At 60.8% G+C, this 24601-nt stretch carries 21 protein-coding genes; 7 read left to right on the top strand and 14 right to left on the bottom strand.

What is annotated here, in order from left to right; genetic code table 11:
- Positions 1-28: 28 nt before the first annotated feature.
- The 4 genes from VJ698_RS06540 to VJ698_RS06525 all read right to left on the bottom strand — a co-directional run bounded on the left by VJ698_RS06540 (position 29) and on the right by VJ698_RS06525 (position 7472).
- Positions 29-1012 carry an ROK family protein gene (locus VJ698_RS06540; protein ID WP_324101914.1) on the bottom strand — a complete coding sequence of 328 codons (984 nt, stop codon included), beginning with the start codon at positions 1010-1012 and terminating at the stop codon, positions 29-31.
- Between the two features lie 176 nt (positions 1013-1188).
- Entirely contained in the window at positions 1189-1986 is a 798-nt protein-coding gene (otsB, locus tag VJ698_RS06535; protein WP_324101913.1) for a trehalose-phosphatase, read from the bottom strand.
- Positions 1987-1988: 2 nt separating this feature from the next.
- A complete protein-coding gene (locus VJ698_RS06530) occupies positions 1989-4241 on the bottom strand; it encodes a trehalose-6-phosphate synthase (RefSeq protein ID WP_324101912.1) in 2253 nt (750 codons plus the stop codon).
- Positions 4242-4781: 540 nt separating this feature from the next.
- Positions 4782-7472, bottom strand: coding sequence for a sensor domain-containing phosphodiesterase (locus VJ698_RS06525; protein ID WP_324101911.1), 2691 nt, complete (start codon positions 7470-7472; stop codon positions 4782-4784).
- 281 nt (positions 7473-7753) lie between these two features.
- Between VJ698_RS06525 and ppnN the strand changes: the two genes are divergently transcribed.
- Entirely contained in the window at positions 7754-9124 is a 1371-nt protein-coding gene (ppnN, locus tag VJ698_RS06520; protein WP_324101910.1) for a nucleotide 5'-monophosphate nucleosidase PpnN, read from the top strand.
- A 33-nt stretch (positions 9125-9157) separates the two neighbouring features.
- Here the strand turns inward: ppnN and VJ698_RS06515 are convergent, their stop codons facing one another.
- Positions 9158-11470: a DUF1631 family protein gene (locus tag VJ698_RS06515; RefSeq protein WP_324101909.1), complete on the bottom strand. Its 2313-nt coding sequence runs from the start codon at positions 11468-11470 to the stop codon at positions 9158-9160.
- Between the two features lie 132 nt (positions 11471-11602).
- Positions 11603-12319: a 16S rRNA pseudouridine(516) synthase gene (locus VJ698_RS06510; RefSeq protein WP_324101908.1), complete on the bottom strand. Its 717-nt coding sequence runs from the start codon at positions 12317-12319 to the stop codon at positions 11603-11605.
- 120 nt (positions 12320-12439) lie between these two features.
- Here VJ698_RS06510 and VJ698_RS06505 point away from each other — a divergent pair, with 120 nt between their 5' ends.
- The 5 genes from VJ698_RS06505 (at position 12440) to VJ698_RS06485 (ending at position 16895) form a co-directional block, all read left to right on the top strand.
- Positions 12440-12937: a hypothetical protein gene (locus VJ698_RS06505; RefSeq protein ID WP_324101907.1), complete on the top strand. Its 498-nt coding sequence runs from the start codon at positions 12440-12442 to the stop codon at positions 12935-12937.
- Positions 12934-14271 carry a GAF domain-containing protein gene (locus VJ698_RS06500; protein WP_324101906.1) on the top strand — a complete coding sequence of 446 codons (1338 nt, stop codon included), beginning with the start codon at positions 12934-12936 and terminating at the stop codon, positions 14269-14271. The genes VJ698_RS06505 and VJ698_RS06500 overlap by 4 nt, the downstream gene beginning before the upstream one ends.
- A gap of 222 nt (positions 14272-14493) precedes the next feature.
- A complete protein-coding gene (locus VJ698_RS06495) occupies positions 14494-15453 on the top strand; it encodes a thiamine pyrophosphate-dependent dehydrogenase E1 component subunit alpha (protein ID WP_324101905.1) in 960 nt (319 codons plus the stop codon).
- 11 nt (positions 15454-15464) lie between these two features.
- Positions 15465-16463: an alpha-ketoacid dehydrogenase subunit beta gene (locus tag VJ698_RS06490; RefSeq protein WP_324101904.1), complete on the top strand. Its 999-nt coding sequence runs from the start codon at positions 15465-15467 to the stop codon at positions 16461-16463.
- A gap of 21 nt (positions 16464-16484) precedes the next feature.
- Positions 16485-16895 carry a hypothetical protein gene (locus VJ698_RS06485; protein WP_324101903.1) on the top strand — a complete coding sequence of 137 codons (411 nt, stop codon included), beginning with the start codon at positions 16485-16487 and terminating at the stop codon, positions 16893-16895.
- Positions 16896-16958: 63 nt separating this feature from the next.
- Here the strand turns inward: VJ698_RS06485 and VJ698_RS06480 are convergent, their stop codons facing one another.
- Complete coding sequence (locus VJ698_RS06480; protein ID WP_324101902.1) at positions 16959-17888, bottom strand: methyltransferase domain-containing protein; 930 nt, start codon at positions 17886-17888, stop codon at positions 16959-16961.
- Between the two features lie 319 nt (positions 17889-18207).
- Here VJ698_RS06480 and fnr point away from each other — a divergent pair, with 319 nt between their 5' ends.
- On the top strand, positions 18208-18966 hold the full coding sequence (fnr, locus tag VJ698_RS06475) for a fumarate/nitrate reduction transcriptional regulator Fnr (protein WP_324102187.1): 759 nt from the start codon (positions 18208-18210) through the stop codon (positions 18964-18966).
- Between the two features lie 83 nt (positions 18967-19049).
- On the opposite strand, the gene VJ698_RS06470 is transcribed toward fnr, so the two are convergent.
- The 7 genes from VJ698_RS06470 to ccoN all read right to left on the bottom strand — a co-directional run bounded on the left by VJ698_RS06470 (position 19050) and on the right by ccoN (position 24587).
- Positions 19050-19289 (bottom strand): hypothetical protein, encoded by a 240-nt coding sequence (locus VJ698_RS06470; protein ID WP_324101901.1) that lies wholly within the window; start codon positions 19287-19289, stop codon positions 19050-19052.
- Between the two features lie 163 nt (positions 19290-19452).
- Positions 19453-19983, bottom strand: a complete 531-nt coding sequence (locus VJ698_RS06465) for a FixH family protein (protein WP_324101900.1) — start codon at positions 19981-19983, stop codon at positions 19453-19455.
- 20 nt (positions 19984-20003) lie between these two features.
- Complete coding sequence (ccoG, locus tag VJ698_RS06460) at positions 20004-21401, bottom strand: cytochrome c oxidase accessory protein CcoG (protein WP_324101899.1); 1398 nt, start codon at positions 21399-21401, stop codon at positions 20004-20006.
- A 26-nt stretch (positions 21402-21427) separates the two neighbouring features.
- Positions 21428-22357 (bottom strand): cytochrome-c oxidase, cbb3-type subunit III, encoded by a 930-nt coding sequence (gene ccoP, locus VJ698_RS06455; protein ID WP_324101898.1) that lies wholly within the window; start codon positions 22355-22357, stop codon positions 21428-21430.
- 2 nt (positions 22358-22359) lie between these two features.
- Positions 22360-22533, bottom strand: coding sequence for a cbb3-type cytochrome c oxidase subunit 3 (locus VJ698_RS06450; RefSeq protein ID WP_324101897.1), 174 nt, complete (start codon positions 22531-22533; stop codon positions 22360-22362).
- A 2-nt stretch (positions 22534-22535) separates the two neighbouring features.
- Positions 22536-23147, bottom strand: coding sequence for a cytochrome-c oxidase, cbb3-type subunit II (gene ccoO, locus VJ698_RS06445; RefSeq protein WP_324101896.1), 612 nt, complete (start codon positions 23145-23147; stop codon positions 22536-22538).
- Positions 23148-23162: 15 nt separating this feature from the next.
- On the bottom strand, positions 23163-24587 hold the full coding sequence (gene ccoN, locus VJ698_RS06440; protein WP_324101895.1) for a cytochrome-c oxidase, cbb3-type subunit I: 1425 nt from the start codon (positions 24585-24587) through the stop codon (positions 23163-23165).
- Positions 24588-24601 lie beyond the last annotated feature (14 nt).

Genomic DNA, 24601 nt, shown 5'->3' with positions numbered 1-24601 from the left:
GACGCCGTCAAGGATGCGCCGGCATGAATCAACCGCCAAGTTTTTGCCAAGGTTGCGTGACCCGCCAGCCGGCGATCCAGTCGGCCGGAATGATAAGGCTGAGCGCTCCGATATCAGCGACGAGATTCCCCAGCGCCGCCGTGACCACCGTGACACCGCTCGTCAGCGCCGGCAAGCGCCGTTCGATTTCCTCCAGCACGATGGGCGCAAGCCACTCGCCGTGATGCAGCCACACGCTGCCTCCGACGGCAAACGCGCGACTGTCCAGCGTCGCGGTCAGGTTGTACAGCGCGCGCCCGAACCATTGCGCTGCCTCGATGGCGATCTCGCGCGCCCTGGCATCGCCGCTGCGCGCGGCGCGAAACAACTCCGCCGTCGATATGTTCATGCGCCGGCCGATGTTGCGCCCGGAGATCAATCCCTCAAGATCGCCGCGGTTGCCGCATCCGCACAGCGCATCCTGGCGCTCGCTCATCAGCATGTGCCCGGCGTGGCCGGCGTTGCCGTGCTTGCCGTGCAGGATCTGCCCGTCCACGCACAGGCCGAAACCGATGCCGGTGCTCCATGTCGCGTAGGCGCAATCGCGCTCGCCCTGCAACGCGCCGAAGGTGCGTTCCGCGGCCAGTGCAGCGACGCAGTCGTTCTGGATGACAAGCTGGTTGAAACGCTTGCGCAGCACGCGTTCCACCGGGATCACATTCCAGTCGTTAGGCAGGTCGACGGCCGCCGTATGCCCGCCGCAAAGATTGGGCGTGGACAGGCCAAGGAAGCCCTGTTCGCGCACGAACGGACCGCAGGAAGCGATGCCGGCCGTCTTCACCGCGGCGGGATCGACGCCCGCCTGCCTGCATGCCGCATCCATCATCGCGATCACTTGGTTCGGCAACGCATCCTCCGGACCGCTCTTGACCGTGGGCTCTGTCACCCGCGCAAGCGGCCCCTGCGGGCCCGCGACGATCGTCGCAATTTTTGTCCCGCCGATATCAACCGCACCAATGAAAGTCGCATCCATGCCAACCTCAGATAGCTTTGTGCCAGGCACATTGTTGTTGTGCTACGGTCTTGTGATGCAGAAAAAAGTGCCGCGTGCGCGGCGCGCACGATCGCACCGGGCAGCGTACCGGCTACTGGCATCTACTGGCATCGATCCGCCGCACCCACGTTTCAGCATCATAGCGCGGCTGCGCCTCAAGTAACGCTGTCCGCCGCCTGCAGCCAGTTGCGCGCGCCGGAATCGCACAGCTTTTGCGCAAGTTGTTCCAGTGCGGGCAAGACATCCTGAAAATGCGGCAGGTAAAACTCGGCTGCACTGTCCGGATGACATTCGACCCGTATCGAGAGCAGGCTTTCCCGAGGAAGACAAAACACATCCTCATCGGTCACGTCGTCGCCAATGTAGACGGCGCGGCGCGCCTTGCTTGCCTTCACCAATTGTTCCAGCGCATGTCCCTTGTGGTGCGCATCGGGCGCGACCAGGTTGAACACGTACTTTCCCGTGACGATGCGCGGGCGCGGCGCCAGTTCTTCCAGGATCGCGCCGAGTCGTGCAGCGGCCCGATCCGGGTCGCGTGCATGGCGGAAGTGCAGTGAAAGGGAATATCGCTTGTCTTCCAGGCCGATACCGGGATCGATTTCGCGGATCGCGACGGACAATTGTGCGAGCCATTCCCTGCACATCATTTCGAGGTGCGCAGCGTGGAAATCCCATCCCGGCACGCCCTCGATGCCATGGTTCCCCACGAGGAAGTCCGGCGAGAAGCCAAGCCGCTGGCGTATGTCCTGCAGCGAGCGCCCGGTGATGATCGCCACCGGCGCGTATCGAGACAGTTCCAGCAATCGCTCGCGCACCTCATCCGGCAAGCGCGCCTGTTCCGGCACCGGCACGATCGGCGACAGCGTGCCGTCAAAGTCGAAGGCGCACAACAGACCCGGCTGTGCAGCCTCGGCAAGACGCGTCATGCCCGCGTCGGAAAACAGCAGGTCCATGCTCACACCACCCGTCGCAGCGACTTGCGGCTGTGCGAGCGGATCTTGGTTGTGATCCGTTCGCGCTGCCGCAACCGTGCCGCGTCCAGCAGCATGCGGCCGGCCCAACGGTAAATGTTGAAGTCCTTCACCAGCGCGCGCATGCTGCGCATGCGTTCGCGCTGCTCCATTTCCGGCATGGTGACGGCGCGGTACAAGGCGTCGGCGCTCTGCTCGATGTGGTAGGGATTGACCACCAGTGCCTCATGCAATTCCCGCGCTGCACCCGTGAACTGGCTCAGCACCAGCACGCCTCGCTCGTCATCCCGCGCGGCAATGAATTCCTTCGCCACCAGGTTCATCCCGTCATGCAGGCTGGTGACCATGCACACGTCTGCCGCCCGGTAATAACGGTTGACCTGCTGCGCGTCGTGATGCTCCGCCTTGAGGATGATGGGCTGGTAATTGCCGCTCGAGAAACGACTGTTGATGCGCTGCACGAGCATGCGCACGCGCGCCTCGAAATTCTGGTATTCATCCAGCGAGGAGCGCGTCGGCGCTGCAATCTGGATCATGGTGAACTTCCCGACCAGGTGCGGGTGCAGCTCCAGCATGCGTTCTACCGCCTGGAAGCGCTCGATGATGCCCTTGGTGTAGTCGAGGCGGTCCACGCCAACCGCAAGCAGATGGTCGAGCGGCATGCCGTGCTCCTCGCGTATCACCGCCCTGCATTCCGCCACGCTCGGCTGGATGATATTCGGCTCCGGCCAGGCGATCGAAATCGGATAAGGCTCGACCTGCGTCAGCTTGCCGCCATAGGAAATCGTCGACGCCTCATGCTCGATGCGCGTCTCCAGGTAGCGGTCAACGGTCTCCATGAAGTTCTTGCAGTGGAACGGCGTATGGAAGCCAAGGATGGTGCTGCCCAGCAGTCCTTCGAGGATTTCCTCTCGCCATGGACAGATGCCGAAGGATTCCGGATTCGGCCAGGGAATGTGCCAGAAGGTGATGATGGTCGCCTTGGGCAGCACTTCGCGCACCATGCGCGGCAGCAATGCAAAGTGATAGTCCTGCACCAGCACCACCGGATCGTCGGTGCGCGCCTCCTTGATCACCGCATCGGCAAACCGCTGGTTCACCATCACGTACTGGTCCCAGTCCGACGAGCGAAACACCGGCCGCACGTGCGCGATATGGCACAGCGGCCACAAGCCCTCGTTGGCGAATCCGTAGTAATAGCCCTGCTCTTCTTCCTTGGTGAGCCATACGCGGCGCAAGGTATAGGAAGGATTGGACGGCGGGACCGGTACGCGATCGTTGCGGTCGACGGTCTCGCGATCGGCCGAGCCGCTGCCATGCGCGATCCAGGTTCCCGAGCAGGCACGCATCACCGGCTCGACGGCTGTCACCAGCCCGCTGGCCGGCCGCTGCACTTCGATTCCCTTGCGTGTGCGCGAATGCAGGTAAGGTTCACGGTTCGACACGACCAGAATTTCGTCGCCCGCCAGTTCTTCGCGCAGCAAAGTGCGCAGTTTTTCCGGCGTCCACAAGTGCGTCACATCATCCTGCGCGCGCCGTTCGATGTTCAGTTCGTGCAGCAGGACGCGCAGATCGCCTTCCAGCGGCCTCACCTCTGGGGGCGTCGAACGTTGTTGCGGCCGCGGCCCGATCTCGCCGCGCAGGATACTCTTGACTGAGGACATCCAGTCACGCCAGCTAAGGTGCGCGACAATGACCGTGATCAGCGAAATCACCACCGCCATCATGGCGAACAGCACGATGATGTATTTCTTCGTGTCGGCGCTGCGCTTCTCGATGAAGCTCATGTCGTGCACCAGGATCAGCTTGCCAAGATACTGCCCGTTGTTTTCGAGCGCGCTTTCCGATACATGCAGCGATCCCTGGGGAAATCTCACCAGTGATGCTTTCTTTGCGTCCTTCGAATGCACGTTGCAGCCGAGGGAAGGCGGATAGGTCACTGTCTTGTACAACAGCTTGCCTGCGGAATCGCAGAACCCCATGGCGTATAGCCGCTCATCGCGCAGCGAGCGCTCGAACAACTGGTTGATCTTTTTTTCCGCATGTTGCGGCACATATTCCTGCAAGGGCTCCTGCAAGGCATTGGCGAGCGACTGCGATCGCGCGTCGAGGTCCCGCATGAACCAGTGCAGCGTCATGTTATCCACGAGCGGGACCACTGCGTACGCGAACAAACCGAGCACGAGGGCCAGCGGCAGGACGAAACGCAACGAAAGGCGAAATAATCGAATAGGCATAAGCTCTCCCGTTTCTATCAACGCGCTTTGACATGGGCGCAATCTCTTGCGCCATGCAGCGTGACGGCCCGAGAGCCGATTTTTTTATGAGTCGACAACAAGTTGATTTGCCGGAGAACCACGAGGCTATCTGCCGGCGATCTTTGATGCCGCACGGATGCGGCAGGAACTGAAAGGGACATCTGGGATGGAGAATGGTCGAGTGGCAACAGGCCTTCGTCCGGGATTTGTCGTTAACTGCTTTAACAAAAGATCATGAAATGCCGCAAGAGTTCCTGCTTCAGGAGTACTTCCCGCATACACACGCGCTCCGAAGGCATTCCGCGGTCATGCGCGTTTGCAAGGTTCCTAGAACGCAAGAATGATGCTTCAGAATAAAGGCCGGATTGCAATGTCAGATCTGCGTGACGCTTGGCAGGGTCTTGAAAAACGTCGCGCAGCAGTTATTCAACAGCCCATTAGACCGCCCCTGCCGCACAGGTTCGACATTCTTCGCAGCAGCATGGCAAAGGGAAAAATCATGAAGAAGAAAATGGCAGGTCAATGCGCGCCAAGATTGTGGTTATCCTTAAGCAGCAAGGTCAGCTCATCGATCGGCAGCGCGCGGCTGAACAGGAAACCTTGCATTTCATCACAGTCGTTCTCGCGCAAAAAAGCAAGTTGCTCCACGCTGGAAACGCCTTCGGCAATCACGCTCATGCCGAGGCTGTGTCCCAGGGAAATGATGGCGCGCGCAATGATCGCATCATTCGGATCGGCGCCGATGTCCCGCACGAAGGACTGATCAATCTTCAGGCGGTCCACCGGGAAGCGCTGCAGGTAGCCAAGGCTCGAGTAGCCGGTGCCGAAATCATCGATGGCGATCAGCAATCCCATGCCCTTCAAGTCGTGCAGGATCTTGATGACTTCCTGCGGATTCTCCATGACCAGGCTCTCTGTCAGCTCGAGTTCGAGGTAATTCGGCTCGAGGCCGGATGTCTCGAGCGCCTCGCGGATCATGTTCACCAGTGATTCGCGCTCGAACTGCCGCGCTGAAATATTGACAGCCACGCGCAGCGGAGGAAATCCAGCATCCTGCAAGGCCCGCGCTTGTGCGCAAGCGGTGTACAGCACCCATTCACCGAGTGGAACGATGAGCCCGGTTTCCTCGGCCAGGGGAATGAAGGACGACGGCGAAACTACGCCGCCGCTGGTCGTGTGCCAGCGCAACAGCGCCTCGACTCCGACGATGAGGCCGCTGCGAAGATCGACCTTGGGCTGGTAATGCAGCGCGAATTCATTCCCCGCCAGCGCCTGCCGCAGCTTCGACTCCAGCGACAAGCGTTCCGTCACCCTCTTGTTCATGGCCGGCGTGTAGAACTGGAAATTGTTGCGGCCCCGCTCCTTGGCGCGATACATCGCGGCATCCGCGTTCTTGAGCAGCGTATCGGCATCCTTGCCGTCCTTCGGGTATGCCGCCAGGCCGATGCTGCAACTGACAAAGAGCTTGTGCCCCTGTACGTCGAAGGGGTGCCCGACGGTCTTCAATATGCGCTCCATCAAGGCAGCGATAGACTTCTCATCCTTCTGCCCCACCAGCACAAAGGCGAATTCGTCCCCGCCGTAGCGGGCGATCGTGTCCTGGCCACGCAGGCAGGCGGCAAGGCGCTGCGCAACACCCTTGAGCAGTTCGTCGCCGATGTTGTGCCCGAGGCTGTCGTTGATGAACTTGAAATTGTCGAGGTCCATGAATCCCACGGTCATGAACGTGCCGTTGCGTTGTGCCGCAGCGATCGCCTGGAGAATCCGGTCCGTCAGCACATTACGATTGGCCAGTGCCGTCAGAGAATCGAAATTCGCCTGCCGTTCGAGTTCCTGCTCATAGTGCTTGATTTCCGTGATGTCGTTGAGCACGCCGACAAAATGCGTCACCTTGCCGTCCGGCCCGCGCACCGGCGCAATGTGCACATCGTTCCAGAACAGTTCGCCGCTCTTGCGGTAGTTGCGCAGCAGGACCGAGCGTTCCTCACGCTTGTGCACCGCTTCGCGCAGGGCCGTCACACCGGACTGCTGCGTATCATCGCCCTGCAGAAAACGGCAGTTGCGCCCCACCGACTCCGCCACCGGGTAACCCGTGATCCTTTCGAACGCCGGATTGGTGTATTCGATGTTTCCCTCCAGGTCGGTGATCACGATGGCATTCACGCTCGCCTGGATCGCGCGGTTGCGCAAGCGCAAGGATTCCTCGGACCGCCGCTGTTCGGTGATATCGAACCCCATGCCGGCCGAGCAGACTCTGCCGTCGAGATTGATTCTTACACCGGTGAAGTAGTAGGGGATGCGCCTTCCGCTGCGAGTGACGAGGTCTGCTTCCAGCGTAGCCTTTCCTTCAGCCAGCACAGTTCGCATCTTCTCTTCGGCAAGGATCTTGTCCTCGTCGCTGCCGAAGAAATCGCGCATCCTCGCCCGAGCCACCTCTTCCCCGCTGTACCCGGTAACGCGCTCGAGATTCTTGTTCCAGCGCACGAATTCTCCATTCTCGTCGAAGACATAGAAGATGCCCGGAAGGCTGTCGATAATGGCTTGCGATTGCACCGCCTGTTTCTCAGTTTCCTCGAACTGCGCCTTGAGCGAGGCATTCGCAATGTTCAGGGCTGCAGTGCGATCGGCAACGCGGTTTTCGAGATGCTTGTGCGACAGGCGCAGTTGCTGCTGCGTGCGATCCCGTTCTTCGATCGTCCGCGCCAGCACATCGAGGCTTCTCCTCAATTCAAGTTGCGCCACGACTTGCCGCGAGAGAATGGACATGGCCTGCCGCTGCTCCTGAGTCAGCGTGCGTGGAACGACGTCGAGCACAGCGAGCGTGCCCAGCACGAAACCGTCGCGATTGACCAGCGGTGCGCCTGCATAAAAGCGGAAGAACGGAGGCCCGGTCACCAGCGGATTATCGGAAAACCGGTGATCCCTGGTGGCATCGTTGATGACAAAGATGTCGGTCTGCCTGATCGCATGGTCGCAGAATGCAATCTCGCGCGGTGTCTCGTCGAGCGCAATGCCGAGCCTGGACTTGAACCATTGGCGGTGCTCATCGACCAGCGACACGGTCGCCATCGGCGTATTGCAGATACTCGAGACGAGCGTCACGATGTCGTCGAACTGCTGCTCCGGTCCGGTGTCCAGGATGTGATACTGCTTCAGCGCGTCGAGGCGCATCTGCTCGTCTGCGTCGTCTGACCAGTTGGTCTGGTTCATGTTCTCTGCGCGTTCCTGTCGAATGGAGGTGAGCAAGCAACCCTGGCGATCAATTTCCCACGGAACGGATTCAGCGGCCTTCAATCCATCACAATTCGACGCTTCGGCACGGCAAACGTTCGCCCACGTCGTCCTTCGCTGCGGCCACATCGCGGCAACACCTCCAGACTTTGTTATCGGCGCAATGCCCACGATCGCGCCCAGTGTGTATACTCATACCATTGCTTTTTCGAACAAGCCGAATGCATGCCTTGTCATGTCCGGCAGAAATCTCGCCACCTATGGATCACGAAGTCGTTGACACCCTGATATCCCCCGAAGGCCGCCTGGACATTCTTTCCAAAGCCGAGGTCACAAAACTTCTCGACACCAGCCAGGGCGGCTTGTACAACATCTTCCGCAACTGTTCGCTTGCCGTCCTGAACTGCGGCAGTCCGCTCGACGACGGCAAGGAATTGCTCGAACGCTACAAGAACTTCGACATCAGCATCATCCAGCGCGAGCGCGGGATCAAGCTCGACATCAAGGGCGCACCGGCCATCGCATTCGTCGACGGCAAGATGATCAAAGGCATCCATGAACACCTGTTCGCGGTGCTGCGCGATGTCATCTACGTCAGCGACGAGATCCATGACAATCCGAAGTTGGATCTCACCACCTCGGAAGGCGTGACCGATTCGGTCTTCCATATCCTGCGCAATGCCAACGTACTGCGGCCCATGACCAATCCGAACATGGTGGTCTGCTGGGGCGGGCATTCGATCTCGCGCGAGGAATACGACTATTCGAAGAAGGTCGGCTATGAGCTCGGCCTGCGTGCCATGGACATCTGTACCGGCTGCGGCCCGGGTGCGATGAAGGGACCGATGAAAGGCGCGACCATCGCGCATTCGAAGCAGCGCATCGTCAACGGCCGTTATCTCGGCCTGACCGAGCCGGGCATCATCGCCGCCGAGTCACCGAACCCGATCGTCAACGACCTGGTCATCATGCCGGACATCGAAAAGCGCCTGGAAGCCTTCGTGCGCGTCGGTCACGGCATCGTCGTCTTCCCCGGCGGCGCCGGTACGGCCGAGGAAATCCTGTACATCCTCGGCATCCTGCTCCACCCGGACAACGCAAAAGTGCCCTTCCCGCTCGTCTTCAGCGGCCCGGTCACGGCCAAGGCGTATTTCGAACAGATCGACCAGTTCATTGGTGCGACGCTGGGGCCGGAAGCGCAGAAACGCTACAAGATCATCATCAACGACCCGGCGAAGGTCGCACAGGAAATGCATGCGGGGATCAAGGAAGTGCGCGAATTCCGCAAGGAGACCAGCGACGCCTACTACTTCAACTGGCTGCTGAAGGTCGATCATGAATTCCAGATGCCCTTCCTGCCGACGCATGAGAACATGCGCAACCTGCACCTGCAGAAGAATCAGGAACGGCATCATCTCGCCGCCAACCTGCGCCGGGCGTTTTCCGGCGTGGTCGCCGGCAATGTGAAGGAACAGGGAATCCGCGCCATCGAACAGCACGGCGCCTTCGAGATCCACGGCGAGCCGAGCATCATGGAACCGATGGATGCGTTGCTGGCCTCGTTCGTATCGCAGCACCGCATGAAGCTGCCGGGGAAGAAATACAATCCGTGCTACCGGATCGTCAAATGACCGGAAGCGCCAGAGCCGGCGCCTCCCGGGGACTTACAGTACCGTATCCTTCATGTTCCCCGCGCCGAAGAGCAGCGATTCCACCGCCCGCTCGAAGACCGGCGCATACTCGACCGGAATGACTTCCTCGTTGTTCAGCGCTTCCAGCAGCGACGCGAAGGTGTAGAGGATGAGGCTGCCGTCGCTTTCCCGCTTGAAGAGGTAAAGCGAGCGATGCGTGCTGACCCAGACCAGTTGTCCCGGCTGCATGCCTCCGTCGGCCGCACGCAGTTCCACGCGTGTGCCGAGGAGATAGGTTTGCGCGAGGAATTCCCGGTCCGGCGCCGAGGTGGCCGCCGATTTCACGTCCAGCCTGAGTTCAGCCTGCAGTCCGAACCTTCCGAATATCTCTTCGATGATCGCGGTACGCGGCTGGGGCGGTTCGCCCAGTCCCCATGACGCGCGATCCCAGCTCACCACCAGTCGTGAAAACACCTGGCGCAAATCGTCGAGGCTGGAAAGCTCCTTGCCGGCGCCGCCGGCCGCGCCGCGCAGCACCTGCGTATGGAGTGCTACGAGCCGATCGAGAATCTGTGTGCTCTCATCCTCCGGCAACTGTACCATGGCCAGCGCTTCGCGCAAGCGTTTGACCAGCGGCGGAAGCAGGCGCATCAGGGTGCTTCGCTCCTGGGGATTCTGCTTCTCCTGGATGCTCCACAGCAGCTCGGGCAGCACAGTGCGATATTGCTGGAACAGGCTGTCGGCCTGCTCCAGCTGCACCTGTTTTTCCAGGTCGCGCCATGATGCCTGCACCAGCACATGCGGCCAGACATGGATGATGAAATCGGAGATCCCCTTATCCGCGTTGAGCGGCAACAGCACATCGCACAGCGTATTGGTGGTGTTGGTCAGCAGGACGCTGTACTTCTCCGCAGCCTCCACGGCTTCGATGCCGCGCTCGGTCAGGCTGTCATCCCGCTTCAAGTGGTTCGCCAGGAACTGCTCGAATTCCCGCACGCTGAGGGCGAATATCGCCGTGCTGGAATCGAACTCGTCAAGAATCCGGCGCACAAGGCGCCCGATTTCGCCTGCCAGTTGTTGTCCCGCTGCCGATGACACGTCAACGCCGACTGCAGCCGAACTCATCCGGTTCAAGAGCTGGCGCGACGGGTGCCCTTCATCATGCATCAGCTCCGGCTCGAGGATCGCAGCCTTCAGGATGGGTATCTGCAGGCGCCCGATCAGCGCACGCAGCTCCGCCGGTATCTGCTCGTCTTCGAGGATGAACTCGAACAGCATGGCAACGACTTCGACAGTCATGCGTTCCATGGTGGATGCGGCGCCAAGGTCGAGCTTGTCGCGCAATGCAGCCAGCTGGTTCTGTCCCGGCTGCAGGTCATCGCTGACGGATTGCCCCTGCGCGGCCATCTTCTGGTACTTGTTCAGTTGCGCGACCAGCGGATTGCTTGCCGTGCCCGTTATGCCCGTCATGCGGCTGTCGCCGGGCTGCCCCCGGGAAGGGCTGAACATTTTCCGGATAAAGTCCTGCACCGTCGGCGGCTGGTCCTTGTCGCCTGCCGTGGATTTGCCATCGGCGCCCTTGGATTCGGATCCGATCGTTTCCGACATGCGCTGCAAGCTGGGGACGATGCGCGCGCTGATCTGATCGGGCAACGCCCCGGGCGGAGCGCCGAAGTAGCGCTGGTTGTGCGCAGCGCGCGACTGCTGCGCCACGAACCTGCCGCGCATGCCGGCCGATTCGAACACGTCGCGGATCGCGCTGTAATAGCCGGGCAAATGCTGGACCATCGCATTGGAGAGATGCTCGAACAGCAGACGGGCCTTGGCATCGTCGCTGACCGATTCCTTGACGGCCTCATACAGCGCGCGCGCCAGCAGGTAGGGGCGAAACGGATTTTCGCGTTCGCGGGCTTCATGCTGTCCGTGCATCTGGCTGATCATCACGTTCAGCCGTCCAATGGCTTCCTCGTTCGCTTCGCGCATGCGCTCCGTCAGGCGGCCGACTTCGATCTGGTGGCTGACCACTTCATCATCGATCAGCGACAGCTCGTCGGCGGACAGTTTGCGCATGCCGGAGCGAAGGTCGACATACATTGTCTGCACTGCGCGGTCGAGATATTTGCGGAACAGCGTATCGACCCGGCGCAGGAAGATGTTTCCATCCTGCCGCAGGAAATGTCGGACCGACGTCAACGCGGTCTGATCCAGTCCCGATTTCGCGGCGAGGAGCCGGTCGACAATACCCTTGTCCGCATCCTGCATGGAACGCTGCACGGCAGCCAAAAAGCCGAACAGCGCTTTGTCTTTCGCGGATTGAATCAGACGCTTGTATTCTGTCTCTGCCATACCTGTCGTGGTTCAACTAAGGTTGATCAGTAGTTTAGCCGTAAATCGTATCGCAGCCGAAACAAGTTTGTGCACGAACGTCAACTATCTATACAACGGACTTCACGCAGGCCAGGAAGCCCGTGCAAAGCATCACTCCGGAACCAGCAGGTCGAGTTCTGCCTGCTCCAGGTAGCGCCATTCGCCCGCGTCAAGATCCAGCATCCCGAGCGTCAGCTTGCCGATGGCGGTCCGGCGCAGTGCCGCGCAATGGTTGCCCGCCGCGGCGAGCATGCGCTTGACCTGATGATACTTCCCCTGCTCCAGCACGATTTCGATCTCCCGGTCCCCGAGTTGCCGGCAGGAGCTTGCGGCAATGGGCGCCGGCTCGTCATGCAGCTGCACTCCCGAGAGAAGCTGTTCGATCAGGGCGCCGGTCACCGGGGTATCCGTAGTGGCAACATAGACCTTCGGAATGTGGCGCCGTGGCGAGGTTTGCGCGTGGATGAACGCCCCATCGTCGGACATCAGGAGCAGGCCCGTGGTGTCGTGGTCGAGGCGGCCGACGGGCTGCACATCGCGCCAGGTGAATTGCTCCGGAAGGAGCGTCAGGACGCCGGGATGATGGCTGGGCTTGCGCGAACATTCGTAACCGGACGGCTTGTTCAGCGCGATGTAGATATGTTCCCTGTAAAGCCAGGGTTCATCGTACACGGTGAATTCGAGGCCATCGGTCTCAAACAGTTGCCGGTAGTCCGTCACCTTTGCGCCGGCGACCGTGACTTCCCCGTCCGTGATCAGCTCGCGGCACCATTTGCGCGAGCCGAAACCCTGCGATTGCAGGATGCGATCCAGTGTCAATTTACTCATGGCGACACTCTAACACGACCGCCCGCCCGGTCTCATGAGTGACGTACTGTCGATTCAAAGCTATTATCTGTGCAAGTTGGATAATATTGTCATACATTCATTTTTCATGCGACACGCCCAATGACGCCAGACCCCGACCCGCTCATCGATGCCGACCACGCCGCCTTCATGCAGGGCGGCGTCGGCATCAGTGTTGCTGCCTGCGACGCTCACTGCATCCCCACCCTGGCGCGCGCCACCGGTTGCCGCGTCGCGCCGGACCGGCGACGGATCGCCATCTTCATCTCGGCTTCGCAGGCCGCGCCGGTCCTGCGGTGCGTGCGCGAGAACCGTGCCATTGCCGCTGTCTTCAGCGAGCCGCCCACGCACCGCACCGTGCAGGTCAAGGGCCGGGATGCCACCGTCGCGGAACTTGCGGAGGGTGACCTGTCGGTCGTCGCTGCCTACATCGAAGCCTTTACACGTCAGCTCGCGCCGATTGGCCACAGGGACAGCCTGGTCCGCATGCTGCTCTCGCGTCCCGCTTCCGACCTCGTGCGCCTGGACTTTACGCCGACCGAAGCGTACTCGCAGACACCGGGGCCGCGCGCCGGCGAACCCCTGCAGAGGCGCTCATGACGCTGACCGTGGACGCCATCCGCGAATGCCTGGAAGGAGTGATCCCCGGCACCGTCGCCACCGCATGCCCGGACGGCACGCCGAACATCGCCTACCTGTCGCAGGTGCAGTATGTCGACAGCAGCCACGTTGCGCTGTCCTACCAGTTCTTCAACAAGACACGGCAGAACATCATGGCCAATCCGCGCGCGGCGCTGGTCGTGACCAGCCCGCTGACGGCCGCACAGTACAGGCTTTCACTGCAATACCTGCGGACCGAAACGCAAGGCCCGCTGTTCGAAAGCATGAAGGCGAAACTGGCCGGCATCGCCTCGCATACCGGCATGGGCGGCGTGTTCCGCCTGCTCGGGTCGGATGTGTTCCAGGTACTGGAGATCGAACGCCTGCCCGGCGAATCGCTGCCCGCGCCGCCGCCGCAGCGCAACCTGCTGTCCGCGCTGCGCGCCTGCACCGAACGCCTCGCGCCATGCGCCGATCTGGAACGGCTTCTCGCCGAGACGCTCCTCTGCCTTGACCAGCAGTTCAGCATCCATCACACCATGATCCTGATGTTCGACGAGGCCAGCCAGCGCCTGTACACCGTCGCCAGCCAGGGCTACGAACAGTCCGGCGTCGGCTCCGAAATCCCCCTCGGCCAAGGCGTGATCGGCGTGGCTGCGCGCGAGCGCACTCCGATCCGCATCGGCCACATGAGCTCCGAATATGCCTACGGCCGGGCGATCCGCGAAAGCACCGAGCAGAGCAACTGGGCAAGCGCGCTGGAAACCGAAATCCCGCTGCCCGGCCTGCGCGAATCACGCAGCCAGCTCGCGGTGCCCATCCTCGCATCGCAACGCCTGCTCGGCGTACTTTACGTCGAGAGCCCGCGCGACCTGCGCTTCAGCTACGACGACGAGGACGCACTGGTCAGCCTCGCCGGCCAGCTTGGCATGGCGATCCATCTCTTGCAGAGCACGGCGGAGAATGGCGAGGAGGCGCCGTTGCCGGATCCGGAGCCCGACCTGCCCGGCGGCGCGCCGCTGCTGGTTCGGCATTTCCCCGAAAACGACAGCGTCTTCCTCGGCGACGACTACCTCATCAAGGGTGTTGCCGGCTCGATCTTCTGGACCTTGCTGCGCGACTATGCCGACAGGCAGCGCACGGAATTCACCAATCGTGAACTCCGCCTCGATTCCCGTGTGCGCCTGCCTGACGTCAGCGACAATCTCGAAGCACGCCTGATCCTGCTCGGAAAGCGGCTGGTAGAACGCAACGCGCCGCTCCGGATCGAAAAGACCGGACGCGGCCGGTTCCGGCTGCAGGTCGACCGGCCGATCAGGCTTGCCGAAGAATGAAAACGGCCGCGCTTGTTGGCGTGCGGCAGCTTTTCAGCCAGTCTCGACCTCTTCTTTATTGACGCCTGTCCACGATCCTGAGATCGCCGGCACGCGCTTTCCTAAAACTTCATTCAATAAATCCTAAAAAATTCTTAAGCCGCGAAACCGGCGATTTTTTCGCTGCGGCGCACAGTAGACTTCGTCCGCACATCCGATTGACCCATCCGATGAAGGACGAACATGAACCAGATTTCGAACGGCAACAGCCCGGCATCCATGCTCGAATGCATGATGCTGATCCGGGCTTATGAAGAAAAGCTCGCAGCGCTGCAATCCACCGGCGTGGCAGGCACCTGCACCGCCGTGGGCCAGGAGGCCTCGGCGGTTGGCGTGGTGCGCGCGCTGCGCGCCGGCGACCGCATCCTGACCAACCATCGCAGCGCCGGCCATTTGCTGGCACGCGGTGCAGACCCCGGCCGCATGATGGCGGAAGTCATGGGGCGCAGCACCGGCTACTGCAAGGGCAAAAGCGGATCACTGCACATCTCGGCGCAGGAATTCGGCGTGATACTGACCTCCACCATCGTCGGCGGCGAACTGTCGCTGGCGACCGGCGTCGGACTGTCGATGTCGATGCTCGCGCAGGACGGCATCGTGGCCTGCTTCTTCGGCGACGGCGCGGCGTGCGAAGGCATCTTCCATGAATCGCTGAACCTCGCCAGCGTGTGGAAGCTGCCCATCCTTTACGTGTGCGAAAACAACCAGTGGCAGGCCTATGTGCATCGCAAGGAGACCATGACAGGCGAGCATGTCAGCGACTGGGCGTGCAGCTACGGCATGGAAAGCCGCACCGTCGATGGCAACGACGTGGAAGCAGTGCATGCAGCGGCAAAGGATGCCATCACGCGTATCCGCGAAACCGGCAGGCCGTATCTGCTCGAAACCTTTACCTATCGCCTGCGCGGCCATTACGAGCCCGACGACCAGTCCTATGTCGATCCGCAGGAACTGGCGGGCTGGCGCGAGAAAGAACCGATCACGCTGCAGCAGAACCGCTTGCTGCAGCAACAGGCGATCACCCGCGCGGAAATCGCAGCGATGCAGCAGCGCGTCACCGATGCCATCGAGCGAGCCGCAGCCTTCGCCGCCGACTCGCCCTTCCCGTCCCTGTCCGAACTCACCACCGACGTCTACGCTTGAGGAGCCCGACCATGTCCCACATTACCGTGAACGAAGCCGTCACACAGGCGCTTGCCGAAGAGATGCGACGCGATCCGCGCGTGCTCATGTTCGGCGAAGGCGTGGCGACCAAGCGCGCCGACCTGCTGGCAGAATTCGGGCCGCAGCGCATTCGCAATACCCCGCTGGCGGAAGGCATCATCGCCGGCACCGCTGCGGGCGCCGCGGCCACCGGGCTGCGGCCCGTGGTCGATCTGCTGTTCGCGCCCTTTCTCTGTTTCGCGATGGACGAGATCGTGAACAGCGCGGGCAAACTGCGCTACATCTCCGGCGGGCAGTTCTCCTTCCCCATGGTGGTCATCGCCATGACCGGTGGCGGCTGGACCGTTGGCGCGCAGCACAACCATAATCTCGAAGCCTGGTTCGTGCACAGCCCCGGCCTGAAGGTCGTGATGCCGTCGAATGCCGCCGACTTCAAAGGCCTTTTGAAGGCAGCGATCCGCGACGACAATCCGGTGCTCTTCTTCGTCGATATGCCGCTCGGCTATGTGCCGGGGGATGTGCCGGAAGGCGAGCATGTGATCCCCCTCGGCAAAGCGGCCGTCACACGCGAGGGATCGGACGTCACCATCATCTCCTACGCGAAGATGGTCGGCACCTGCATGGACGCTGCTGCGCAACTGGAAAAATCGGGAATCTCCGCCGAAGTGATCGACCTGCGCTCGCTCAAGCCGCTCGATGAGGAAACGATCCTGCGCTCCGTGCGCAAGACTGGGCGCGTGCTGGTTGTCCACGAAGCCAGTCGCATGTGCGGCGTCGGCGCGGAGATCAGCGCAATCGTGGCCGAGCATGCATTTGCCTCGCTCAAAGCTCCCGTCATGCGCATCACCGGCCCCGACACGCCGGCACCGTCGAGTTATGCGCTCGAACAGGCATTCATGCCGCAGGCGCAAGCCGTCGTAGTTGCGGCCCGCAAGCTGATGGGAGCGGATGTGCCGCAGACGCTCGAACACGAAGAACAGATCGCGTAATTCTCAACAAAGGGGTATTCCATGCAAACAACACTCCAGGGGCGAGAGCATTCCTTGTCCCCCGTCGGCATTCTCTGGCTGAAACTGGCCGTGCTTTACCTGATCGTCGGCGTCGTGCTCGGCATCGCCATGGGCGCCAGCGAAGACTTCACGCTGCGCCCTGTGCACGCGCACGTCAACCTGCTCGGATGGGCGACCATGGCCGTGGCCGGCCTGGTCTACAGCGTGTTTCCGTGGGCGGCATCGAGCAGGCTTGCCACGCTCCACTTCTGGCTGACCAACCTGGCCCTGCCCGTGATGACGATTTCGCTCACCTTGCTCCTGGTAGGCAAGCGCGCGGTGATACCGGTGCTGGCCGTGTCCGAGATCGTCGCGACGCTCGGCCTCGTCTGCTTTGCGCTCAATATCTTTCTTAATTTGAAGAAGGGTTGAGCGGGGTTCCTCGCGATTCCGGGAATCGCAATCGCGGTTCCCGGCGCGGACTTCATGCGTGCATCATGCGGGCATCAGATCCACGGAGCGTATCGAGGCTGAAGCGCTCGCAGCGGAGATCACCTCGACTTCCAGTGCATTCTGCAAGGAAGGAATGGAGCCGCCCGCGCGATACTGGAAGCGGACGGACAGCGTATCGCCTGCCATTACCTGCACTGGCATTGACAGTGGCAGGACCATGTAGTGATTCAGCCAGTCGACCGTCGTTCCCTGCGCCATCAGCACGGCAAGGATGTTCTTGGTGATGAAGCGCAGCGCGTTGACCGTGCCATCCTGCGCCATCGTGAAGCTCCCCTGCCACTGGATGCTGCTGTCGCACGGCTGTGAAAAATCAAGGACGCTGTACACCACGGGTGCGGCGAATTCCATGCTGCCGGGCGCGATGGCCGTCGGCTCCTGGAACTGCACGATGGGCGCGTGGTAGCCTTCGAAGCGGTACTCCTGCCCGAGCGGCTGTACTGCCATGATGGCAGCTTCCGGCACGAACACCGGCAGCTTTCCGCCAAAGCGCGCCCGGTAGCGGCGCTTGAACGACTCGATCATCTCCACTTGCTTTTCTCGCAACATCGCGACGTGGATCATTTCACAAATGACCACATCCACTGGCTCGGGCGGCAGATAGTCGAAGGCATCGGCATGCACGACCTCGACCTTGTGCCCTTCCCGGTTCCGGGAAAGCAGGCGCCGCGCCTCGGCCACGAGATCCGGATTGAATTCCACGCACCACACCTTCTCCGCCCTGGCTGCGGCAAACCATGACAGCACACCGGTGCCGCCGCCCAGCTCCAGCACTTTCGCGCCGGGGAAGACGGCATGGGCGATCGCGGCCTTGAAGCCCTGCATGCGGCGACTGTCCATCAGCATGTTGTGGTGGTAGTGCAAAGGGATGAATTGTCCCAGGTAGCAGCTCTCTATCTCGCGTTCAGCCAGCATGTTGTATCCGATGAGTGATGTTTAACGATGCTCTAGGTGTGGTCTTTCGATTCGCCTTAAAATGACGGTCGTCAGAAGTCGATCGAAGTCAGGCACCAAAAATTTTGCTCGTTAGCAAGACTTCATTATCGTCATATCCATTCGTGCCAAAGCTGCGATCTGCGCCTGATTTCTCAACTTGTTTACGTAATGGGTGCTTGGTACAGGATTTGCATAAGGATTTTTGACCTGGCTCAATTCAGGGCCGAGGCGAAAGTCCTTCTGGATGAAAACCATCAACGAGCACACCATGATTCCGCATCGTCTTAACTCCGGTAATATGACCCAGCCCATCCCGTTCCCGAAACTGAGTCCGGTAAATGTGCAGGAACTGCGTACGCGCTGCTCCGCCTGCAGCATGCATCAGCTCTGCCTGCCTATGGGCCTGGAAGTGTCCGACATGGACAAGCTCGACCAGATCATCGGCCGTCGCCGCCGTGTGCCGCGCGACGCGCACCTGTACCGCGTTGGCGATCCGTTCACCAACCTGTACGCGATCCGCCTCGGTCATTTCAAGACACACCAGATCAACCCGAGCGGAGACCAACAGATCACCGGCTTCCAGATGGCCGGCGAACTGCTCGGCATGGATGCCATCAGCACGGATCGCCATCACTGCAATGCGATCGCGCTGGAAGACAGCGAAGTCTGCGAGATTCCGTTCGCGCGCCTGGAGTCGCTGTTCAGCGAGATGCCTGCGCTGCTGCATCACTTCCATCGCATGATGAGCCAGGAAATCACGCGTGAGCAAAGTGTCATGCTTTTGTTGGGGAACATGCGCGCCGAACAGCGTTTCGCCGCCTTTCTCAGCAATCTCTCATCGCGCTATTCGGCGCGCGGATACTCGTCCACCAGCTTCCAGTTGCGGATGACCCGCGAAGAAATCGGCAATTACCTCGGCCTGACGATTGAAAGCATCAGCCGGCTGCTGTCGAAGTTCAAGAAGCAAGGCTGGATCAAGGTGAACAATCGCGAACTGGAACTGCTGGATCCCGTTACCTTGAAGGCGGTGGCCGCAGGCACGCGCAGCTGCGGATGACTTGCCGCGGGTGAGACACCACCCGGAATGAAAAAAGCCGCAGGATGTTTTCGCATCCTGCGGCTTTTTAATTTGCCATCAGCTCAGAAAGGCGCCTGGCGATCATTCGGTGTGTTGGCAAGATAGTAAGTCAACATGCTTGCCAGCGCGCAGAACACCCAGAAACAGAAAAATCCAATCGTGTAAGCCGCCATGGGCGACAACTCGAGGTGGATGCTGGACCATGCCAGATCGCGTGGATCGACCAACGAGAAAAAGAAACCTTCCGCGACTATCGCCACCAGAAATGACGGCCATAAAACGACCATCAGCAGTCGCGCCATCCTCCTACCCTCCTTTCAGCTGAAAAACCCTGCGTACCTTATTGTTTTCCTAAAAGGTACATCAACTCGCCCTATCAGCACAACATTCTGATTGCAAAAATATTTCCCGAATCCGGGAATACATTCAGAATTCTGAGAACGGCTTGCCGGATTCTTCTGCCGCTCAGGGCGCCTCGGCGCGAATCTCGATCGCGCGGTCATGCGGCCAGGCCCATTCGCCATTCAGACGCCAATCCCGTTTTTCTCCTTCCACCAGCACCTGCCAGCGCGCGACATCCAGCATCGGCAGCGCCACGGAAAAATTCCCCTGGGCATCGGGCTGCGCTTCCAGGCGCATGTCCTTGGAAGGTAGCGTCGAATGCACGAGGCTGATCGTAAGCTTGCCCGATTCGGGATGGGCAAGATTGGAGATCGTCCCCGCCAGCACGCCGGCCGCCGCATCGTAGCGGATGTTCATCTTCAGCCGCATGTCGGCCGCGACGCGATCGCGCCGCAAGTCCTGGTTGATCGCCTTGCCCTGCTTGTAATAGTCGTCGACGACCAGCGCGTCCTGCTGCGAGTAGGCCAGCCACGCCGTGTAGCACGCGGCGATCACCACCACGAGCGGCCCCAGCATGAGAAGCCAGGGCCAGGGATGACGGTACCAGGGCTTGGTATCACTGGCGCGGTTCAGAACAGGTGCCGTAGTCTGCATCACAATCTCCAATCACTTCACTATCGCGGCACGATGAATACCGCTTTTTCCTTCACTTCCATGCTTTCGTCGTCGAGGGCTTCCAGCTCGAATGCGATCTTGTTGGAGCCCGCCACGCCCTTGCCATGTTCGACCCGCACCCGTGCCGGCACGGCGCGCGACTCGGTCGCTTCCACCTCGACCACGTCCGGCGAAACCAGCGAGATGGTCTCGATGCCCTTCACCCGGATGCGATAGCGATGCGCGCGCTCGTCGGTGTTCATGATCTGCAGGCGGTACACGTTCTCGATCATGCCATCCTCGACTTCGCGCCCCATCGATCCACGATCGCGGATCACGTCCATCTTGAGTGGCGTGCGCGTGAGCAGTGAGGTGAAGAACCCGGCCACGACCAGCACCAGGATGCCGGTGTAGATCAGCACCCGCGGGCGGAAAGCGCGCTGCCGGATCTGCTGCAGCGTGAAACGGTTCCGCATGGCGTTTTCGGTCGAGTAGCGAATCAAGCCGCGCGGCGAATTGACCTTGTCCATCACCGAGTTGCAGGCGTCGATGCATGCCGCGCAGCCGATGCAGTCATACTGCAGGCCGTCGCGGATATCGATGCCCGTCGGGCATACCTGCACGCACATGGAGCAATCGATGCAGTCGCCGAGCGAGGAGGACTTCCCTGCCGACTTGCTGCGCGCGCCGCGCGGATCACCACGCTCCTTGTCGTAGGTGATGATCAGCGTGTCCTTGTCGAACATCGAACTCTGGAAGCGAGCATACGGGCACATGTACTTGCACACCTGCTCGCGCATCCAGCCGGCGTTGCCGTAAGTGGCGAAGCCGTAGAACAGCACCCAGAACCACTCCCACGGCCCGAGTCCGAGCGCCCCCACTTCCTGGACCAGTACGTGGATGGGCGTGAAGTAGCCGACGAAGGTGAAGCCGGTCCACAGGGCGATGGCGCCCCAGACCAGGTGCTTGGCCGATTTCTTCCAGAACTTTTCCAGCGACATCGGCTGCTTGTCGAGCCGCATGCGAGCGCTGCGGGTGCCCTCGATCTTGCGTTCGACCCACATGAAGATCTCGGTGTAGACCGTCTGCGGGCAGGAGTATCCGCACCACAGCCGCCCCGCAATTGCGGTGAAGAGGAACAGCGAATAGGCGCAGATGATCAGCAGCAGCGCAAGATAGATGAAATCCTGCGGCCACAGCACGATGCCGAAGATATAAAACTTGCGTGCCGTCAGATCAAACAAAACGGCCTGCCGGCCGTTCCAGGACAGCCATGGCAAGCCATAGAAAACAAGCTGGGTCAGCCATACGCAGACCCAGCGCCAGTTGGCGTACCAGCCTTTCACCTCGCGAGGATAGATATCCTCGCGAGCCTGGTACATCCGTATTACCGAAACCTTTGGTGCAGGTTCACTCATCGATATTACTCACTGCCAGGACTGCCTCACTTCTGTGCGACCGTCGATTTTTCGTTAGAGAGGCTCCATACATAAGCCGCCAGCAAGTGGACCTTGGCTTCGCCCAAAAATTCCTTGAACGTAGGCATGGTGTTGGTCCGGCCCTTGTTGATGGTCTCCATGATGGTTTCCTTGCTGCCGCCGTACAGCCAGATCTTGTCGGTCAGGTTGGCCGAGCCGATGGCCTGGTTGCCCTTCCCGTCCGGACCGTGACATGCCGCGCAGGCCACGAACTTCTCCTTGCCGAACGCAGCCTTGATCGGATCATGCGCCGAATTGGACAGGCTCAGCACATAGTTCGCGACATTTTCCACGTCCTTCGCGGAACCAACTGCTGCGCCCATCGGCGGCATCATGCCGTTGCGACCGCCGAGGATGGTGGCCTCGATCGTTTCCGGCGCACCGCCGTACAGCCAATCGTTGTCGGTCAGGTTCGGGAAGCCCTTGTTGCCGCGGGCGTCGGAACCATGGCACTGCGCGCAGTAAGTCAGGAACAGGCGTTCACCAATCGCATGCGCCTGCGGATCCGCCGCCACGGCCTTGAGGTCCATCTTCTGGTACTTGGCGAAGATCGGGCCATACTCCTGGTCCGCCTTCTTCAGCTCTTCCTCGTAGGCGCCGGTGGATCTCCAGCCCAGCTTGCCGGCATAGGATCCGAGGCCAGGATACAGAGCCAGGTAGCCGAGGCCGAAGACGATGGTAATGTAGAACATCCACATCCACCAGCGTGGCATCGGGTTGTTCAGTTCCGCAAGGCCTTCGTCCCAGGTGTGGCCGGTGGTTTCCATCTTGTCTTCGGTGGACACCACGACCTTTGCCTTGGACTGCGCCCAGAGCAGGATCGCGCAGCCGGCGATGCCGAGGAGCGTCAGCATCGAGACGTAGACGCTCCAGAATTCACTTGTAAAGTCTGCCATTTCTATTTCTCCGAAACTTGGGTGTCCTTTTCATCGGCGAACGGCAGGTTCGCTGCCGCCTCGAAGTCCGCGGCGCGACGAGCGCTGTATGCCCACAGAACGATGCCGATAAAGGTGAGGAAGCTCAGCACGGTAAACAGGCTGCGAGCGTTCAAAAAGAGGCTGTCGATGTCCATGATTACCTCGCCTTGATCAGGGTACCCATTCCTTGCAGGTAGGCGATCAGCGCATCCTGCTCGGTCTTGCCTTCCAGTTCCTTGGCGGCGTTGGCAATATCTTCATCCGTGTACGGATGGCCGAGCTTGCGCAGTGCACGCATTTTCGGCGCGGCCGATTCGGGATCAAGCTTCGTCGTGGCCAACCACGGGTAGCCAGGCATGTTCGACTCCGGCACCACGTCGCGCGGATTATTCAGGTGCGTGCGATGCCATTCGTCGCTGTAGCGGCCGCCGACGCGCGCCAGGTCCGGACCGGTGCGCTTGGAGCCCCACTGGAACGGACGGTCATAGATGAATTCGCCTGCGACCGAATAGTGGCCATAACGCTCCGTCTCGGCGCGGAACGGACGGATCATCTGCGAGTGGCAGTTGTAGCAGCCCTCGCGCACGTAGATGTCGCGCCCGGTCAGGCGCAGGGCCGAATACGGCTTCAGGCCCGCGACCGGTTCCGTGGTCGATTTCTGGAAGAACAGCGGCACGATTTCTGCCAGGCCGCCGACGCTCACCACCAGCACGATCAGCGTGATCAGCAGCCAGGGGTTCTTCTCAATCCATTCATGTGAAAATTTCATTCCTAGCTCCTTGACTCAAGCGTGTGCGGCGACTGCGGGGATGCGTGCGGTAACAGCTTTGCCGCCGCGCACAGTCATGAACGTGTTGTAGGCCATCAGTATCATGCCCGTGAGATACAACAGTCCGCCCGTCATGCGAATCACGTAATACGGGAAGGTTGCCTTGACCGACTCGACGAAGGCGTAGGTCAGGGTGCCGTCCGCATTGACAGCGCGCCACATCAGGCCCTGCATCACACCGGCGATCCACATGCCGGCGATATACAGCACGATGCCGATGGTCGCGACCCAGAAGTGCACTTCGATCAGGCGCTTGCTCCACATCTCGGTCTTGCCGGAGAGGCGCGGAATCAGGTAGTAGATCGAACCCATGGTAATGAAGCCGACCCAGCCCAGCGCGCCGGAGTGCACGTGGCCGACGGTCCAGTCGGTGTAGTGCGACAGCGAGTTCACGGTCTTGATCGACATCATCGGACCTTCGAAGGTCGACATGCCGTAGAAGGACAGTGACACGATCATGAACTTCAGGATCGGATCGCTGCGCAGCTTGTTCCATGCGCCGGACAAGGTCATGATGCCGTTGATCATGCCGCCCCAGGACGGCGCCAGGAGGATCAGGGAGAAGACCATGCCGACCGACTGGGTCCAGTCAGGCAGCGCGGTGTAGTGCAGATGGTGCGGGCCCGCCCACATGTAGGTGAAGATCAGCGCCCAGAAGTGCACGATCGACAGGCGATAGGAATACACCGGACGCTCGGCCTGCTTCGGGATGAAGTAATACATCATGCCGAGGAAGCCTGCGGTCAGGAAGAAGCCCACCGCATTGTGGCCGTACCACCATTGCACCATGGCGTCCTGCACGCCGGCATAGGCGGAGTAGGACTTCATGAACGTGACCGGGATCTCGGCGCTGTTCACGATGTGAAGCAGCGCGACGGCGAGGATGAAGCCGCCGAAGAACCAGTTGGCAACGTAGATGTGCGGCACCTTGCGCTTGACGAGCGTGCCGAAGAACACCACTGCATAGGACACCCAGACCAGCGCGATCAGGATATCGATCGGCCATTCCAGTTCGGCGTATTCCTTGCCGGTCGTATAACCCAGCGGGAGGCTGATCGCGGCGCACACAATGACAAGCTGCCAACCCCAGAACGTGAATGCCGACAGCGCATTGGAGAACAGGCGAACCTGCGCGGTACGCTGTACCACGTAGTATGAGGTGGCAAACAGGGCACTGCCGCCGAATGCGAAAATCACCGCATTCGTGTGCAGCGGACGCAGACGGCTATAGGTCAGCCACGGTATGTCGAAGTTGAGCGCCGGCCAGGCCAGCTGCGCGGCGATAAAAACGCCGACCAGCATGCCCACCACGCCCCACACTACAGTAGCGATCGCGAACTGCTTCACGACCTTGTAGTTGTAGCTAAGTGATGTATCCACGTACGATCTCCCAA

The sequence above is a fragment of the Noviherbaspirillum sp. genome, assembly GCF_035254685.1.
Taxonomy (GTDB): domain Bacteria; phylum Pseudomonadota; class Gammaproteobacteria; order Burkholderiales; family Burkholderiaceae_D; genus Noviherbaspirillum.
Note: the sequence above shows the minus strand (reverse complement) of the source record. Positions and strands in the feature narration are given on the sequence as shown.